Consider the following 17,265-nt stretch of genomic DNA (forward strand, 5'->3'; position numbering starts at 1 on the left):
CTACTCCAGTACAAGCGGATTGACATCCACTTTAATGCGGTTGATGCGGCCCGTGCCGTCACTTTGCAGCAAAGCCGCTGTATCATGCCGCATTTCATCCAGATTCTTTCCCTTGAGAATCACCCGGCAGCGGAACAGATCCCGCAGCTTCAAGAGTGATATCACCCCGATCGTTTTATAGTTTCCATGCAGATGATCGCGCAGCCATACAGCATCCTGCATTGCCTGGCGTTCATTGGCACTGGCCACTGTCAGTGAAATCAGATAGGTGTAGGGAGGATACTGGCCGGCATGGCGGAACTGCATCTCATGCTGAAAGAAGGAACGGTAATCCTGCCTGGCAGCACACTGCACAGCATAATGGTCCGGATCAAAGACCTGATACACGGCTTCGCCGGCATCTTCGCCTCTCCCGCTGCGGCCGGCAGCCTGCATCAGAAGATCAAATGCACTCTCACAGCTGCGGAAATCATTGCGGGCCATGCCGGCATCGCCGTTAATGACACCAACAAGCGTCACATCCGGATAATCCAGTCCTTTGGCAATCATCTGGGTGCCAAGCAGAATGTCTGCCTCACCCCTGCCAAAGGCAGCCAGCAGTTTCTGATGGGCATCCTTGTGTGAAGTTGTATCTGCATCCATGCGGATGGTGCGGGCATCAGGAAACAGCCGGTGCACTTCTTCTTCCAGTTTTTCTGTGCCAAAGCCGTAGGTCATGAACCCGTCCTGTGCTTTGCATGATGGACAGCGCGGCGGCACTTTCATCACGGTGCCGCAGGCATGGCATTTCAAAAGACGTTCATCACGGTGATATGCCATGGCCAGCTCGCAATGCGGGCAAAGGATGACTTCCCCGCAGGAACGGCAGCGCAGCTGCGGGCTGTAGCCTCTTCTGTTCAACATCAGAATCACCCGCTTTTTTGCAGCAAGCACGGCTGCCATCTTTTCCTGCAGAGGACGGGAAATGATGCCATCGCCGCCCTTTCTGATTTCCTGTTTCATATCAATGATGGATACACGGGCAGGTGTCTGGTTAATCCTCTCATCCAGCTCAACAAGATGATATACCCCGCGCAGTGCTCTGGCATAGGAATCCAGAGACGGTGTCGCTGAGCCAAGCAGGACCATGCAGTGATGATACTTTCCCCGCCATATGGCAATATCGCGGCAGTGATAGGCAGGCATGCTGTCCTGTTTATAGGAACCGTCATGTTCTTCATCCATCACGATGAGGCCAAGATTGGCAAACGGCAGAAAGACGGCACTGCGCGTACCGACAACAATTCCTGCCCTGCCGGATCTGACTTTCAGATACTGCTCGTATTTCTGCTGGGCATTGAGACCGCTGTGATAGATGGCTGCGGCATTGCCAAAGCGTGATGTGACCCGCTCTACCATCTGCGGTGTCAAAGAGATTTCCGGCACAAGGATCAATACCTGTCTGCCGCAGGATAACTGTTTTGCGGCAAGATGCAGATAGATTTCGGTTTTGCCTGAGCCGGTGGCCCCCCGCAGCAGAGTTACGCCCTCCGGATGAGAGAGAATTTGATCCATTGCGTTCTGCTGGGCAGGTGTCAGCTGCAGACCAGGCTTGCACTGCACATCGATTTCTTCGCTCTGACGCTGCCGTTCTTCGATCCGCAGAGCGCCCAGTTCAATCAGTTTCCTGGCCTGATTGGGATATTTCCTGCGCAGCTGATGGTATGGCATCCGGCCGGCAGCCTGCACATACTGCCATGCTTCCAGCTGCTTTGGCGTCAAAGATGTCTCCTGATCTGAAACGCTGACCCAGCGCTCTGTGACCGCCCTTTTCTCACTGGAAGACAGAGACGGCTTGATGATCCCCGGCAGCATGCATGCGAAACAGGATATGGTAGGAGACAGCGTCATTTCCTTCATGGCAAATGCCAGATCATGCAGTTCTTCTGACAGCAGCGGTTCATGGTCCAGTATTGAAGAAACCATCTTGACCTGGTAGCCCAGCCGTCTTGCGATCTCATCCGGTGTCTCATCTGTTTCCTGGACACTTTCCACGAAGCCAATGGTACGGCGGTGGTTGAAATCAACCATCACCCGGCACAGGGGCTGCACTTCTTCTGTGCATAAATACGTAAATGTTCGATCGATGGAACGAACGGGATGTTCGATCCAGCACTCCAGTATTCTCATGGCCTTATCTTACTATTTTTGCAAAGACTCTGCACAGGTGGTTCAGGCAGGTGTGTATAATAAGACAGACAGGAAAGAGGTATTTCATGAAAGCATGGAAACGTATTGTCGTCAAAGTCGGTACATCTACAATCTGCCGCAGCGACGGCACGCTGAATCTGCGCAAAATTGAGCGTTTTGCCAGAATTCTGACAGATCTGAAAAATGAAGGCCATGATGTGATTCTGGTGACATCCGGTGCCATCATGGTCGGTGCCCATAAAATCGGCTGGGGCAGACGGCCGGCAACGATGGCTGGCAAACAGGCTGCCGCAGCAATCGGCCAGTGTGAGCTGATGTCCATCTATGACCGCTATTTCATGGAGTACGGTTCTACGACAGCACAGCTGCTGTTAACAAAGGATGTTACGGAGAATGAAGAAGCACGCCGCAATGTCATTGCGACCTTCCAGGAACTGCTCAAGACCCATGCTATTCCGATCATCAATGAGAATGACTCGATTGCAACAGAAGAAATTGTCTATGGTGACAACGATACGCTGTCTGCTGTTGTGGCATGTCTGTGTGATGCAGATCTTTTAATCATTCTTTCTGATATTGAAGGCCTCTATGAAGCGGATCCAAGTGTCCATCCGGAAGCACGTCTGATTCCGGTTGTGCATGATCTGGATGCTGTCATCAATGCAGCCGGCGGTTCTCATACGGAAAACGGCACCGGCGGCATGGTGACCAAGCTGCATGCCGTTTCCATTGCCGCAAAGCAGCACATTCCGGTCATCATTGCCTCTGGTGAAGATCCGCACATTCTGTATGACATCAGTGACGGCCATCAGCGCGGTACGCTGTTTGAGATAGGAGATGCACAATGAAAGCACTGGAAACCGCAGCACGGGCAAAAAAGGCTTCCCGGGAAGTACGCCAGCTTCCTCTTGACGTTCGCAATCAGATTCTCAGAGATTTTGCCGTCAATCTGCGCTATGACATGTCCGTGATTCTTGATGCAAACAAAACAGATGTCCAGGATGCAAAAGCAAACGGCATGCGCCAGTCTATGCTGGACAGGCTCAGCCTGGATGCCCCCAGGCTGGAACAGATGGCCGTCGGCATCGAAAATCTGATCGATCTGGAAGATCCATTAAACCGGATACTGGAAGAAAGAACGCTGAAAAGCGGCATTCATCTGCAGAAGATTTCCGTACCGCTTGGCGTCGTTGCGATCATTTATGAGGCACGCCCCAATGTGACGGCTGACTGTGCGGCACTGTGCATCAAATCCGGCAATGCCTGTGTGCTCAAGGGCGGTAAAGAGGCATGGCGTTCTTCCCATGCGATCATTTCATCCATGAAGAAAGCACTGCAGGACAATGGCGTCAGTCAGGACAGCGTCATGCTGTGTGATCCGATCTCTCATGAAGAGACGGATGCCCTGATGCAGGCACGTGAGTCGATCGATGTACTGATTCCCCGGGGATCGAGAAGACTGATTCAGGCAGTTGTTGCCAATGCAAAGGTGCCGGTCATTGAAACAGGTGCCGGCATCTGTCATGTGTATGTGGAAAATACTGCACAGCCGGAGATGGCAGACAGAATTATTGTCAATGCCAAATGCCAGCGCCCTTCTGTATGCAATGCGATGGAGACGCTGCTGGTGGAAAAAGAAATTGCCAGATCCTACATTCCCCATATTGCCGCAATCATGCGGGAACATGCTGTGACCATGTATGGTGATTCAGAATGCTGTGCACTGAGTGATCTGATTCTGCCGGCAAAGGAAGACAGCTTTGATACGGAATACAATGATCTCATCATGAATGTCGGGATTGTGGATGACACGCTGGCAGCGATCAATCATATTGAAAAGCATGGCACCCACCATTCTGATGCCATCATTACGGAAAGTGATGCTGAAAAAGAGCTGTTCTTTGCCGGCGTTGACAGTGCCTGTGTCTATCACAATGCCTCTACCCGCTTTACAGATGGCTTTGAGTTTGGGCTTGGTGCTGAGATCGGTATTTCCACACAGAAACTGCATGCCCGCGGTCCTATGGGACTGGAGGCTTTGACGACTTATACATATCACCTGGAAGGGAAAGGAGAAATCAGATGAGAACGACGAAGAAGTACATGCTTGGTTTTATCGGCTGCGGCCACATGGGCATGGCAATTGCCCGCGGTGCTGTTGCCAAGGAGTATCTGGAAAGATACCAGCTGGTTGTGTATGACCACCATGACACCAATATGAAGACAGCCAAAGGAGAGCGCTTTGGATTGGCCAAAGATGAGGCTGATGTGGCTGAAAATGCCCATATCGTCCTGCTGGCAGTCAATCCCACCCAGGCCGATGCTGTTCTGGAAAAGCTCAAGGAACATCAGCCGGAGTGCCTGCTGTCCATTGTGACCGGTCTGTCCATTGCCCATATCCAGTCCATTCTTGGCAAGGATACACAGGTCATCCGTGCCATGCCGAATACACCGCTGCAGATTGGTGAAGGTTCCACTGCCCTGTGCAAATCAGAAAACTGCAAGGCCGATGAGTATGACTTCATATTCCAGATGTTTGCCGGCATGGGTGTTGCCCGCACCATTCCGGAGGACCAGATGAATGCAATTGTGGCTGTTCATGGCTCTGTGCCTGCGTACGTATATTACTTCATTGAGTGCATTCTCAAGGATGCCGTGTCACGCGGTATTGATGAGGAAGCTGCCCGTGCCCTGCTGGTGCAGACCGTGATTGGATCCGGCAATCTTCTCAAGCAGAATGCCGGCAAGCCCATTGAAGAGTTCATCAATGAAGTGGCGTCCAAGGGCGGCACTACCATTGAAGCGATCAACACGTTCAAAGAACTGAACCTGGCTTCCATCATTCATGAAGCAGATGAAAAGTGCGTCAAACGTGCCGAAGAACTGTCCCATTGAAAATCACGGGAATACACACAAAGCCGCCATTGGATCCAAAGTAAAGTGATCACAATGACGGCTTTTCTGTTTGATTTTATTGCGGCGCATACCCCGTCTATAGCGGTAAAAGACGTTTAGGCTGGGTCAGCCGCCTTTCTTTTTCCTGCATGAAGGCAGGAGGCATCTCATCAAAGAGAACGAATCTTTTCGTTCGGGAACCGCTTTGGATCAGTCGCAAGATAAATCAGAACAAATGCTGCAATATTTGCCACAAGGCCGATGGTCAGGATAAACGGGATCGACACCCTTTCCAGCAGGAAGCCGCCGATCAGGTTTGCCAGCATCATGCAGACACCGCCGGTCGCAATACCCATGATTGCCTGCCCTTTGGCGATATCGCCGACACCAACGATGCGGTACACATAATAGACAGCGGCGACCTGATAGAAACCGGAATACAGCAGATGGGCGATGTTGCACCAGACAAAGAAATGGATGTTTGGTGAAACCAGGAACAGAATGGCTTTGAGGATGCCGCCGAAGCCGGAGATCCGCAGCATCGTATCGGCACCGATGCGGCCCATCAGGTTGGTGCCAAACATCACAGCCGGTATTTCAGAATATGCCATGACCGCAAAGGCAAGTCCCATGTCTGCCTGCCCGCCGCCAAAGTATCTCACGAAGTAAATCATGTAGGTGCCAAGCAGAGAGTTCAAAAACCATTCCAGCACAAAGCCTGCCATCAGCAGTTCAAAGCGGTGGTACTTGTGGAAGAATTCCTTCATGGTGCTTGGCTTTTCATCTTTCAGGATTTCATTGCCGGCAATTGGTTTGGTTACTGCGGCAGCAGGTACCGGAATGCTTGCCAGTACCAGCAGCAGAATCAGGTAGATTGCCATGTAAATCGGCAAGATAATCTCGGCACCATAATGCTCGGTCACCTGTCCCATGATCAAGGCGCCGGTCGCATAGCCAAAGGATCCCATGGACCTGGCTAAACCAAAGTTCATGTCATAACCGCGGTTGGTAAACTGCAGGCATAATGAGTTGAGCAATGGTGCAATGCTTGACTGCAGTGTAAACGCCACTGTATAGAAAACAAGTGTGGATGCATAGACTTCAGGGAAAACTTTCAGCAGTGCAAAGCATGCGGTGCAGGCAAGAAAGAAGCCTGCAATCATATGCTTCAAAGGCCGTTTGGAGCGGTCTGCAATATCGCCGGATACCTGCTGCAGCACGCAGCTTGCCAGTGCGCCGGCTGATGTGATGCCGCCGATGGCTGCGGTAGAAAAACCGCGGCCGGAAAGAAAGACAGCAGCGAAACTGTTGATAATCAGATAGTCAATCCAGAAACCTGCCTGGATCACACCGTAGCGGAATGTCGGTCCTTTTCTCTGTACTTGTGTCATAGCCTCACCTCAAACAGACATATATATTATGATTCCCAAAGAGTCCCTGCAAGCACAAAAAGGATTCATCAATCTTTCCGATTCATGAATCCTCATCATCAGTGGAGAATATGGGGTTCGAACCCATGACCCCTCGCACGTGAAGCGAATGCTCTCCCGCTGAGCTAATTCTCCGCTGACTATTTTACCATGGTTTCACAAATATGGAACCCTTTTCTGTCACAATCCCATCCAGCGTGACATCATGCGGTTCTACGGCAATCTCATCCACCTGCTGCACAGAATAGGCCGCACCAATCTTGTGTCTGACACGATTGAGAATACTGTCATAGTACCCTTTTCCGTATCCTGTCCGGTGGCACGCTGCATCAAAAGAAGACAGCGGCACAACAAACAGATCGATGTTCTCCACATCCTGAATCGATGTATCAACTGGTTCCTGAACACCGAACCTGGATGTCGCGTAAACCGTATTCGATGTGATCTGATGGAAGATCAGGGTGCCTTTGCGCACGACCGGGGCAAAGACATGAATGCCTTTGGCAAAGCATGTCTGGATCAGCGGATTGATATCCACTTCTTCTTTCATTGGCAGATAGACGCCAATGGAGTGAATGTCATCAAGATATGGCAGCAGCTTCTGAACAATTGCCATACTCATCGCTTTTCTTTCCCGGGATGACAGTGCTTTCCGGGCCTGCAGGCCCGTTTTCCTGGCAGTCTGTTTATCCAATGGAGTCTGTCATGTCGATCTTCAGAAGCTGATTCAGCTCGACTGCATATTCCATCGGCAGCTCACGTGTAAATGGCTCCAGGAAGCCCATGACGATCATTTCCGTAGCCTGCGCTTCGCTCAGACCGCGGCTTTCCAGGTAGAACAGCTCATCCTGAGAAATCTTGGATACGGTTGCTTCATGTTCAATGGTGCTGGTCGCATTCTCATTGATATTCAGCGGAATCGTATCACTCCGGCTCTTCTCATCCAGGATCAGTGTATCGCACTCAATCTTGGTCTTGGAAAAGTCTGCTTTCTTACTGAAGCGGATCCAGTCACGGAAGTTGGTCACACCGCCATTGCGGGAGACCGACTTGGAGACAATGGAACTGGATGTATGAGGCGCCAGATGAATCATCTTGGCACCGGTATCCTGGAACTGGTTGTGAGAGCCAACGGCAATGGAAATGCACAGGCCATGGGCATACTCACCTGCCAGAATGCAGGCAGGATATTTCATGGAAATGCGTGATCCGATGTTGCCGTCAATCCACTCCATGGTGCCATGGGCATCTACCTTGGCACGCTTGGTAACAAGGTTCAGGATGTTGCCGGACCAGTTCTGCACAGAGGAATAGCGGCACTTTGCCCCCTTGCCGACGAATACTTCGACAACGGCAGCGTGCATGGAATCTTTGGAATACTGCGGTGCTGTGCATCCTTCTACATAAGAGCACTCTGCGCCATCATCCACGATGATGATGGAACGCTCAAACTGTCCCATGGATTCCGAATTGATCCGGAAGTAGGACTGCAGCGGCTTCTCCAGCTTGACACCCTTTGGTACATAGATGAAGGAACCGCCAGACCAGACAGCACTGTTCAAGGCAGCCAGCTTGTTATCCGTCGGTGGAACAATGGTCGCAAAGTACTTTTTGAACAGTTCCGGATATTCACGCAGGCCGGAATCGATGTCAAGGAAGATGACACCCTTCTGCTGCACTTCATCCAGCATGTTATGATAGACAGCCTCAGACTCATACTGGGTTGTCACACCAGCCAGATATTGACGCTCTGCCTGAGGAATGCCAAGCTTTTCAAACGTATTCTTGACTTCTTCCGGTACTTCATCCCAGCTTTTTTCAGCTTCATTGGAGACCGTCTTGAAGTATGTAAAATCCTGAAAGTCAATCTCAGACAGATCCGGTCCCCATTTGGGCATAGGCAGTTTTTCAAAAGTATGGAAGGCCTTCACTCTGAATTCTGTCATCCATTCCGGTTCATGCTTATAGGCAGAGATCTTTCTGACAATGTCTTCATTCAGGCCTTTGCCAGTATCAAAGACGGCCTTGACATCATCGTCATGGAATCCGTATTTATAATCATCCTGCGAATAAATGGCCTCGTTATTGCGATTGGCTTCGCTCATTTCTTCGCCTCACTTTCTTCAATCATTTCCTGCATGGCTTTCCAGCCAATTGTCGCACACTTGATGCGGTTAGCCTGCTTGTAAACATTCTTCATGGCAACCGCCTCTTCCAGAACATCCGGATCATACTGTTTGTTTTCGATCATCGCAAAGTAATTGGCAATGATCTTCTCAGCTTCCTTGACACTCTTGCCCTTGAGCAGATCCGTCATCATGCTTGTGCTTGCCGTTGAGATCGTGCAGGCAATGCCGTCAAAACGGATATCCTGAATCACACCATCCTTGATCTTGCTCTGGACGGTAATATCATCAATGCAGCTGTCACTGGCCATATGTCTGGACTGATAGCCAGCATCCTTGGTCAGCTCATGATTATGTGGATACTGATAGTGATCCATGATCAGCTCGCGCAGAACTTCCGGATCATTTAACAAACTGCTTTCATCACTCATGACATTCACCTCTTAAAAGAAGATACCAACCGCATTTTCAAGGTTGATGTTCTTAGCCTCTTCCACAAAGCGGTCTACTTCATCCTTTGTATTGTAGAAATACAGCGAAGCACGAATCGTCTGATCCGTTCCGATGATATTGTGCAGCAGCTTTGCACAGTGATTGCCACTGCGCACCGCAATATTCTTACTTGCCAGATAGCCGGCCGCATCCTGGGCAAAGACGCCCTTAGCATTGAAATCAATCGGGCCGTATTCATTGTCAGGATTATAGAGAATAATGTTATCCAGCTTCTGCATCTTCTCACAGAAGTAGGCACGCAGCTCTTTTTCATAGGCATGGATATGATCCAGGCCGATATCCATCAGATAATTGGCAGCTGCACCAGTGCCGATGACACCCTCAATATTCGGTGTGCCGGCTTCAAACTTGACCGGTGTTTCCTTGAGGATGCAGGAACCATCATTGGCAAAACGTGCATTCATATCACCGCCCATTAACATCGGACTCATTCTGTCCAGCAGTTCCTTCTTGCCATAGAGGATGCCAACCCCGCCGGGGCCGCACATCTTATGGGCAGAAAAGCCAAGGAAGTCAATATCTGCATCCCTGACATCCACCTTCATATGCGGCACGCTCTGGGCACCATCCACGATCATATAAGCACCATGTTTATGTGCAATGGCACTCATTTCCTTGATCGGCTGCACAGAGCCAAGCACATTGGTCACTTCAGCCAGAGAGACAGCCTTGACTCCTTCATGGAAGCACTTCTCATAATCTTCCAGGTGAATACGGCCTTCCTTATCAGTCGGAATATATTCAAAGCGGATGCCGGCTTCCTGCTGCAGGCGGAACCATGGCAGCACGTTGGAGGCATGTTCTGCTTCCGAGATCAGCACCACATCACCCTTTTTCAAAAAGTCATGGGCAAGGCCCCAGGCAATCTGGTTCATAGACTGGGTGACATTGTGTGTGTACACAACTTCATCCGGATCACAGTTAATCAATTTTGCAATGATCTTGCGGACACCATCATACAGTCGGTCGTTTTCAGCCGCAATGGCATAGTCGCCGCGGTGTACATTGGATGTATGCTTCGTATAGTAATCCGTTACGGCATCAATCACACACTGCGGTTTCAGGGAAGTTGCCGCATTGTCGAAATAAATCAGATCGGGATTGTTCACGATCATCGGAAAGTCTCTTCTGATTTTCTCTACATCGAACATAATGCGTTCATCTTCCTTTCCATTTCCTTGGCAAGCATCTCCTGCAGCTGCGGATTATCCAGCGTTCTGGCAATCGGCATCAGGTAGCCGGAAGAAATCAGAGAGGTGCACTGTGAGCGGCTCAGACCGCGGCTCATCATGTAGTACATCTGGTCTTCATCCACGGTTCCCATACTCAGAGCATGGCTTGCCTGCACATCATCTTCATCAATGAGCAGCTCCGGCAGAATCTCAGCACGCTGTCCCTGCGCAAATGCCAGGGCACGGCTTGTCTGATGGGACTGGGCGCCATGGGCACCCTTGACGATCTTGCCAATGGCATCAATCATCAGATTTCCTTTTTCCAGAACAACCGCATAGTTCTTGATATCGCCATAGGTATCCGGTGCATAGTTGACAACCTGCATATTGTAATTCTTGCGGCAGTTGACCAGGGTTGCACTGGAGAGCAATGCCCTGGCATGATTCTGCCGCAGGGCAACATACACATTGCGGTCTGTTTCAGCCTGATTGCACTCGCCATAGGCAACCGTCAGATCTCCATTACCCATGACTTCGTGTGATTCATCGACGCTCAGCTTCTGATCTGTATTGTTCCAGAAGAGATAGGAGATTTTTGCACCGGCTGCAGCATAAGTGCGGATGCGCAGAGCACCGCATTTTTTCACAGACACAAAGACATCACTCTGCTCACTGCCGCGGAATGTAATCTCCAGATCACGGTCTGAATCAATCTCATAAGCACTGTAGCCAGGCTGCAGGGCGATATCCATATTGACATGGATCGGCGTCATTTGCGCGCAGCTCCTTCGGCGGCCTGACGAACCGCACATGTACCGAGTGATACAGGCTGTACTTTCTTTTCTTCAACCTCAGCTGCAGGCTGGGCACCTGTCTCAGCATAGATCCAGTCATAGCCTTCCTGGTCAATCTTTCCAGCCAGGTCGCCTTCACCATTCATGACAATGCGGCCATCCACCAGGACATGTGTGAAATGCGGCTGAATCTGCTCATAGAATCTTTCATAGTGGGAAACAACCAGCAGCGACATGCCTGTTTCCTTGTGCATCCGGTTGATGGCATCGGAAACAATCCGCAATGCATCAACATCCAGACCGGAATCCAGCTCATCCAGCATGGCAAAGCTTGGCTTGAGCATTTCCATCTGGACAATCTCATTGCGCTTCTTTTCACCGCCGGAGAAGCCTTCATTCAGGAAGCGATGGGCAAGATCCGGCTTCATTTGCAGATCATTGATGGTCTTCTCCATTTCTTTGATAAATGTGAACAGAGGGACCGGCTTGTCACGGCGTACATTCATGGCCGCTCTCAAAAAGTCGCTGTTGGTAACACCAGGGATTTCCTGTGGATACTGCATGGCCAGGAACAGGCCTGCCTTGGATCTTTCATCCACCGGCATTGCCAGTACATCCTTACCATCATATGTAATGGATCCCTGTGTCACTTTATATTTCGGATGGCCCATGATCGCGGCAAGAAGTGTGGACTTGCCATTGCCGTTCGGGCCCATCAGTGCATGTACTTCTTTTTCATTTACCGTCAGATCGATTCCTTTCAGAATCTCCTTATCTTCAACGGAAACATGAAGATCTTTTATCTCGAGAGTTCTCATAATTCCTCCTGTTTTCAACCGTGCATGATTATAACATCAATTTACTAGGAAATGTTGGCAGACGCTTTATGCCCTTTTTCAGGCATTTTGTCCTGCTTTTTCATACATTCTGGAACGTGTAATGTGAAAGAAAATTCAGACAGGCAAAATTGCAAAAAGATATACGCTATTTTATAATGATCTAGCGTTTTTTTCATAATGAATTAAAGGAGGCTCTATGGGCAAATTCTTGAAAAAGAACTGGTTCGTAGCACTGATCATTGTGATTTTTGCATGCATCAGTGTGTATTACATTTACGATACGAACAAGGGAAAACTGAAAGGAAAGACTTCCGATGGTGAAGACGTTGTGTATTCGGTAAATGATACCGATGAGACGGCTTCTCAGTTCTATGATGATCTGTACAAGTCAAGCGGCAATAACGCTGCCCTGTCACTGTTCCAGAAGGCTGTGGCAGACAGTTCCTATAAGACAACCAAGGAGATCAAGAAAAAGGCAGAGTCGCAGGCTGAATCCATCAAGTCCAATTACAGTTCCAGCTATGGTTCCAGTTCAGAAACCCAGCTGGCCAGCGATCTGGCTTCCACCGGCTACACTGATCTGACTGACTATCTGATTACCCAGATCAAGCTGAACAAAGTATCCGGTGAATATGCTGCCAATCATTTCGATGATCTGCAGATCCGGGAAGTATCCTATATCCTGATCAAGTTCACGGATTCCAGCAATGTCACGGATACGCCAACCGATGATGAGCAGTCCCGCATGGATGCAGTCGATCAGGCTCTGTCCAGCGGCACAAGCTTCTCTGATGCGGCAACCCAGTATTCCGAAGATACTTCCACTGCCAGCAACGGCGGCCTGCTTGGTGTCATCGACAAGAACACAACATCGCTTGATTCTGCATTCCTGTCAGCTGCCCTTGCACTGAACGAGGGCGAGACATCTGACTGGGTCAAGTCCAGCAGCTTTGGCTACTTCAAGATTTACTGTGATGCTTCGACAGCAGATACACTCGAGTCAAATGGCAAGGTTGACTCTCCGTATGAATCTCTTGTTTCAACATACGATACAACCCTGCAGAATACTGCCATCTGGGCAAAGGCACAGGAGCTTGGCATTGATTTCAATGGCAACGATGATCTGGAGAAAGAGATCAAGGCTGCCTATGGTGTAGAAGATGATTCTTCTGATGCAAGTGCAACTGCTTCTCCGGAAGCTTCTGCATCTGCAAGTGCATCGGCATCTGCCAGTGCAGGAGGTACAAACTGATGCTGAAAATGAGAAAAGCAATCCTTGCCAGTGCCGCTGTGGCAATGGCCCTGACACTTGCCGGCTGCAAAGATGCAAGTGCAAAGCTGAAGGACAGCTCTACCGTCCTGTTTACGGTTGGCAAAAAGAAAGTTACCAAAGGCAATGTGTATGAGACGATGGTAAACATGGCCGGTGCTTCCACTGCCATCAACAATGCGACCAATACCATTGCATCCCAGGAAGTTGAAATTACAGATGACATCAAAGCCCAGGCCGAGTCTACACTGAATACATATAAGTCCATGTATGGTGACACCTTCACTTCTTATCTGGAACAGTCCAACATGAGCGAGGATGATTACCTGAATGACTATCTGATTCCTTCTCTGCTCGCTTCCCAGCTGACGGACAAGTACATTGAAGCCAAGTGGGATGATCTGATCAGTATGTACAAGCCTTGCAAGGCAACGGTGCTGTCTTTTACAAGTCTTGATGATGCCAATGCGGCTCTGGATGAGCTCAAGGCCGGTACATCCGATGCGGCTACTGCGGCTTCCAACCACAACAGTTCTTCTGATGGTACATCAGAGATCTATACAACCCAGTCTTCTTCTCTTGATTCCATGGTCAGAGCGATTCTGTCTTCCCTGACGCCGGATGATGGCTGGAATGAAGTCACAGGCTCTGATGGAAGTACCTATTACCTGGTCAAGGTAGACAGCAATGATACAGACAGCATGCATGATGACATCGTCTCTGCGCTGTCTTCCATCAGTAATGTCAGCTCTGATGCGACCACATACTACTTCCGCAAGTATAAGTTCCATGTCTATGACATTACGCTGTACAATGCGATCAAGGCATCCTACCCTGATAATCTGGTTCAGGATATGGCAGAATCTACTGCTTCTGCGGAGGCTTCCTTCTCTGCCAGCGCAAGTGCTTCTGCTTCCGCATCTTCCAGCAATTGAGCATGACCAGACAGGAAGTGTTTTCACTTCCTGTTTTTTTGTTGCGCGGATGGCATTCATATGCCATGAATGCATATCAACACGCAGGCAGAATGTTATAATAAAAGCCAGGAGGAAATGAATTATGTGTGTATTCTGCGATATCATTGCCCATAAGATTCCATCAAAAGTTGTATACGAAGATGAGGATGTGATTGCGATTCTGGATATTTCTCAGGTTACCAGAGGGCATACAATTGTCATGCCGAAAAAGCATGTCAGAAATATTCTGGAGGCAGATGACAAGACCGTTGCCAAGGTCATGGCTGTAACGGCAAAATTAGCCCGCCAGATTGTGAAAAATACAGGTGCTGTTGGTGTGAACATTCTGAATAACACTGGTGAGGCTGCCGGTCAGTCGGTTGATCATATGCACGTGCATATCATTCCGCGCTATGGCAAGGATGATGCGTGCCATTTCACGTTCGGCAAGAGTGCACCGCAGGATCTGGATGAAGTACTCAAAGAGGTCAAGGGGTAATGCCTACGGCACTCTATTACCTGCATGATCCTTTTGCTCCGGATCCCAACTGCCCTACCCGCTTTGGTTCTGCTCTGGTGATCTGTGCCAAAGGCAAGATTCTTCTGGAACAGCGGGCAGACAATTTCCGCTGGGGTATTGTCTCCGGTGATCTGCATGACACTGAAACCTTCCGTGACTGTGCCATCCGCCAGGCAATCAAAGAGACCGGCATTCATCTGTACCATGATCAGCTCAATGAGCTGAAGGTATTTGATGATCCGAGCCGTATCGTTTCCTTCCTGGATGGCAATATTTACCGTATTGTCTCGTTTGCCTTCTTTGCAGATCTGGATGAAATCCCAGAAACAACAGTAGGAAAAGGCTCTATTGAGCTGCGATGGGTTGATCCTCAGGATCTGCCTGATTATCAGTTTGCAATTACCCACCAGGAGATTCTGGAATATTACCTGCTGAAGAAGAACCTGCAAGTTACGCTGCCGCAGCCATCATTCCTGCAATAGAAAAAGAGGACCATCGTCCTCTTTTCATTTGTCTTCCTTCTCTTTGACGCCAAGCCGTTCCAGCATCACATCTCTTGCCTTGTTTTCCAGTGTATCATCCAGCGGAGCCAGCTTCACGCTGCCATACCGTTTTCTTAAGCCTCTGGCAATGATATGATCCGCAATCTTAGGATTCTTTGGCAGCAGCGGCCCATGCATATATGTAGCCAGGACATCATCATTGACAAAGCCTTCCCAGCCGCCGTCATATGTATTGCCATGGCCTTTTAATACTTTTCCAAACGGTGTGGATACCTGCATGGTCTGGCCGCCATGGTTTTCAAAACCAACGGCATCAAAGGTTTCACCATCCATCGCTGCCTGGATGGCAATGTTGCCGATGCAGCGGTGGTCACGGTCACTCGCCTCCGTGTAGTAGTCAAAGAAGCCAAGACCCTGGATCATACCGCCATCCTGATCGCGGTAATACTTTCCAAACAGCTGATATCCGCCGCAGATCAGCAGAAATGCCGTATGCGCATCCATGGCAGCGGCAATCTGATCCCTGCGCTGGACAAGATCGTGATAGATCAATTCCTGCTCATGGTCAGCACCGCCGCCCATGAAGAAGATATCATAATCCGGAATATTTCTTTTCTCACCGATTGTGCACGTATCAATCGTACACTGAATACCTCTTTTCTCCGTTCTTACACGCAACACTTCAGCATTGCCTTTATCGCCATAGAGGTCCATCAGATCATGGTACATCCACAAAATTCTCAGTTCCATTTCTGTGCCTCCTTTGCAAGCAGTGCCCTGGTACTGTGCAGAGCGGTATACGTAGAGATCACATAGCTGTCCAGATTGGCATCATCCAGCCATTTCACAGCTTTCTCGGCATTTTCTTCCACATGTATGCGGTCCTCAAGACCTTCATACTTCAGCCGCAGAGCCATATCATAGGCACGTGTACCGCTGCAGACAATCCTCTTTACCTCCGGCACATTCAGCCGTTCAAAATGAGCATCCCAGATCCAGCTCACATCATGTCCATCCTGGTCATTGTCATTGAGCAGAATCAGAATGTTCTTGTCACCGGGACGGCTGAGAATATACTTCAGTACTTCATTGGTACCAGTCGGATTCTTGGCCAGATTGATGATGCATGGCTTAGACAGCTTGAACAGCTCATTGCGGCCTTCTTTCATCACAAAGCTGCCAAAAACCTTGTTGGCACAGGCAGGATCAATATGATACACCTTCAGCGCCGTTAATACAGCAGCACAGTTATACACACCGTAAATCGTATTGACAAACGACTTGTAGGAATTGCCGTCTGCAGTAAAGGTACCATGCTGGAAATCAATATCCGTAACTTCAATATCATATGGCACTTTGCCAAATCCATCATGTTCACACCAGAATTTTCCAATATGGGAATACTGATAGTATTCATAGTGCAGACGATTTCCACAGACCGGGCAGAATTTGCCTTCACTTGCCTCATTGGTCTGTTGTTGTGAAATGGAGCAGCGGTCTACGGCAAAGTAATGTTTTCTGGCTTTTTCTGCATGCAGGCCGATTCGCAGAACATTGGGATCATTGCCATTGAGGATGAGATCCCCGGTAAAGTCCTTTGTGACAGCCATGATTTTCCGGATGATCGTTTCCATTTCTCCTGCTCTGTCCAACTGATCCCGGAAGAAATTCGTCACGACAAGTGCAGTGGGATGCAGATGGGAAAACTGCCGGTACAGGGTCAGCTCATCGACTTCAATGACCGCAGCATCTGCTTTGATGCGGTAATGCATATCACTGTTGGCTGCCAGCAAAGAGGCAATGCCCACATTCAGATTGTCACCGCGGGCATTGTTGATGACCTTCAGGCCGGCTGCGCGCAATGACTGGGCAATCAGATTCTGGGTTGTTGTTTTACCATTGGTGCCGGTTACCAGAATGACAATTTCCGGCATCTGGAAACGGGCAATGAAATCCGGATCCATCCTGAGTGCCAGGGTGCCGGGAAAAGAACCTCCCCTGCCTGCCTTTTTCAGCAGAGAGGAGACACCTTTCACAAGTGCAAGCCGCATATCCAT

The 17,265-nt window shown here is 49.4% G+C and carries 17 protein-coding genes and 1 tRNA gene; 7 read left to right on the forward strand and 11 right to left on the reverse strand.

Annotation, left to right across the window (positions count from 1 at the left end):
* Window positions 1-2,169: a replication restart helicase PriA gene (gene priA, locus DHU66_RS01060; protein WP_108774053.1), complete on the reverse strand. Its 2,169-nt coding sequence runs from the start codon at window positions 2,167-2,169 to the stop codon at window positions 1-3.
* Window positions 2,170-2,255: 86 nt separating this feature from the next.
* Here priA and proB point away from each other — a divergent pair, with 86 nt between their 5' ends.
* The 3 genes from proB to proC are packed head-to-tail and all read left to right on the forward strand — an operon-like array spanning window position 2,256 to window position 5,085.
* Window positions 2,256-3,038 (forward strand): glutamate 5-kinase, encoded by a 783-nt coding sequence (gene proB, locus DHU66_RS01065; protein ID WP_108774054.1) that lies wholly within the window; start codon window positions 2,256-2,258, stop codon window positions 3,036-3,038.
* Complete coding sequence (locus DHU66_RS01070; protein ID WP_108774055.1) at window positions 3,035-4,276, forward strand: glutamate-5-semialdehyde dehydrogenase; 1,242 nt, start codon at window positions 3,035-3,037, stop codon at window positions 4,274-4,276. The genes proB and DHU66_RS01070 overlap by 4 nt, the downstream gene beginning before the upstream one ends.
* A complete protein-coding gene (gene proC, locus DHU66_RS01075; protein WP_108774056.1) occupies window positions 4,273-5,085 on the forward strand; it encodes a pyrroline-5-carboxylate reductase in 813 nt (270 codons plus the stop codon). The genes DHU66_RS01070 and proC overlap by 4 nt, the downstream gene beginning before the upstream one ends.
* Before the next feature lie 170 nt (window positions 5,086-5,255).
* Here the strand turns inward: proC and DHU66_RS01080 are convergent, their stop codons facing one another.
* The 8 genes from DHU66_RS01080 to sufC all read right to left on the reverse strand — a co-directional run bounded on the left by DHU66_RS01080 (window position 5,256) and on the right by sufC (window position 11,938).
* Window positions 5,256-6,476: an MFS transporter gene (locus tag DHU66_RS01080; RefSeq protein ID WP_108774057.1), complete on the reverse strand. Its 1,221-nt coding sequence runs from the start codon at window positions 6,474-6,476 to the stop codon at window positions 5,256-5,258.
* Between the two features lie 102 nt (window positions 6,477-6,578).
* Window positions 6,579-6,650 (reverse strand) — tRNA-Val (locus DHU66_RS01085).
* A 10-nt stretch (window positions 6,651-6,660) separates the two neighbouring features.
* The gene (locus DHU66_RS01090; RefSeq protein ID WP_108774058.1) at window positions 6,661-7,209 is read right to left on the reverse strand and encodes a 5-formyltetrahydrofolate cyclo-ligase; all 549 of its coding nucleotides are present in this window, start codon (window positions 7,207-7,209) and stop codon (window positions 6,661-6,663) included.
* Window positions 7,202-8,620 carry a Fe-S cluster assembly protein SufB gene (gene sufB, locus DHU66_RS01095; protein ID WP_108774059.1) on the reverse strand — a complete coding sequence of 473 codons (1,419 nt, stop codon included), beginning with the start codon at window positions 8,618-8,620 and terminating at the stop codon, window positions 7,202-7,204. Before sufB ends, DHU66_RS01090 begins: the two co-directional genes overlap by 8 nt.
* The gene (gene sufU / locus DHU66_RS01100) at window positions 8,617-9,072 is read right to left on the reverse strand and encodes a Fe-S cluster assembly sulfur transfer protein SufU (RefSeq protein ID WP_108774060.1); all 456 of its coding nucleotides are present in this window, start codon (window positions 9,070-9,072) and stop codon (window positions 8,617-8,619) included. The genes sufB and sufU overlap by 4 nt, the downstream gene beginning before the upstream one ends.
* Before the next feature lie 12 nt (window positions 9,073-9,084).
* The gene (locus DHU66_RS01105) at window positions 9,085-10,305 is read right to left on the reverse strand and encodes an aminotransferase class V-fold PLP-dependent enzyme (protein WP_108774061.1); all 1,221 of its coding nucleotides are present in this window, start codon (window positions 10,303-10,305) and stop codon (window positions 9,085-9,087) included.
* Window positions 10,293-11,099, reverse strand: a complete 807-nt coding sequence (locus tag DHU66_RS01110; RefSeq protein WP_108774062.1) for a SufD family Fe-S cluster assembly protein — start codon at window positions 11,097-11,099, stop codon at window positions 10,293-10,295. The genes DHU66_RS01105 and DHU66_RS01110 overlap by 13 nt, the downstream gene beginning before the upstream one ends.
* The gene (sufC, locus tag DHU66_RS01115; protein ID WP_108774063.1) at window positions 11,096-11,938 is read right to left on the reverse strand and encodes a Fe-S cluster assembly ATPase SufC; all 843 of its coding nucleotides are present in this window, start codon (window positions 11,936-11,938) and stop codon (window positions 11,096-11,098) included. Before sufC ends, DHU66_RS01110 begins: the two co-directional genes overlap by 4 nt.
* Before the next feature lie 217 nt (window positions 11,939-12,155).
* Here sufC and DHU66_RS01120 point away from each other — a divergent pair, with 217 nt between their 5' ends.
* The 4 genes from DHU66_RS01120 to DHU66_RS01135 all read left to right on the forward strand — a co-directional run bounded on the left by DHU66_RS01120 (window position 12,156) and on the right by DHU66_RS01135 (window position 15,187).
* A complete protein-coding gene (locus tag DHU66_RS01120; RefSeq protein ID WP_108774064.1) occupies window positions 12,156-13,211 on the forward strand; it encodes a peptidylprolyl isomerase in 1,056 nt (351 codons plus the stop codon).
* On the forward strand, window positions 13,211-14,164 hold the full coding sequence (locus DHU66_RS01125) for a peptidylprolyl isomerase (RefSeq protein WP_108774065.1): 954 nt from the start codon (window positions 13,211-13,213) through the stop codon (window positions 14,162-14,164). Before DHU66_RS01120 ends, DHU66_RS01125 begins: the two co-directional genes overlap by 1 nt.
* Window positions 14,165-14,288: 124 nt before the next feature.
* A complete protein-coding gene (locus DHU66_RS01130) occupies window positions 14,289-14,684 on the forward strand; it encodes an HIT family protein (RefSeq protein WP_108774066.1) in 396 nt (131 codons plus the stop codon).
* Complete coding sequence (locus DHU66_RS01135; RefSeq protein WP_108774067.1) at window positions 14,684-15,187, forward strand: NUDIX hydrolase; 504 nt, start codon at window positions 14,684-14,686, stop codon at window positions 15,185-15,187. Before DHU66_RS01130 ends, DHU66_RS01135 begins: the two co-directional genes overlap by 1 nt.
* Before the next feature lie 24 nt (window positions 15,188-15,211).
* On the opposite strand, the gene DHU66_RS01140 is transcribed toward DHU66_RS01135, so the two are convergent.
* Both DHU66_RS01140 and DHU66_RS01145 read right to left on the reverse strand, forming a co-directional pair.
* Window positions 15,212-15,958: a type 1 glutamine amidotransferase gene (locus DHU66_RS01140; protein ID WP_108774068.1), complete on the reverse strand. Its 747-nt coding sequence runs from the start codon at window positions 15,956-15,958 to the stop codon at window positions 15,212-15,214.
* Window positions 15,949-17,265 carry a Mur ligase family protein gene (locus DHU66_RS01145; RefSeq protein WP_108774069.1) on the reverse strand — a complete coding sequence of 439 codons (1,317 nt, stop codon included), beginning with the start codon at window positions 17,263-17,265 and terminating at the stop codon, window positions 15,949-15,951. The genes DHU66_RS01140 and DHU66_RS01145 overlap by 10 nt, the downstream gene beginning before the upstream one ends.

Source organism: Lactimicrobium massiliense (genome assembly GCF_900343155.1).
Lineage (GTDB): Bacteria > Bacillota_I > Bacilli_A > Erysipelotrichales > Erysipelotrichaceae > Bulleidia > Bulleidia massiliensis.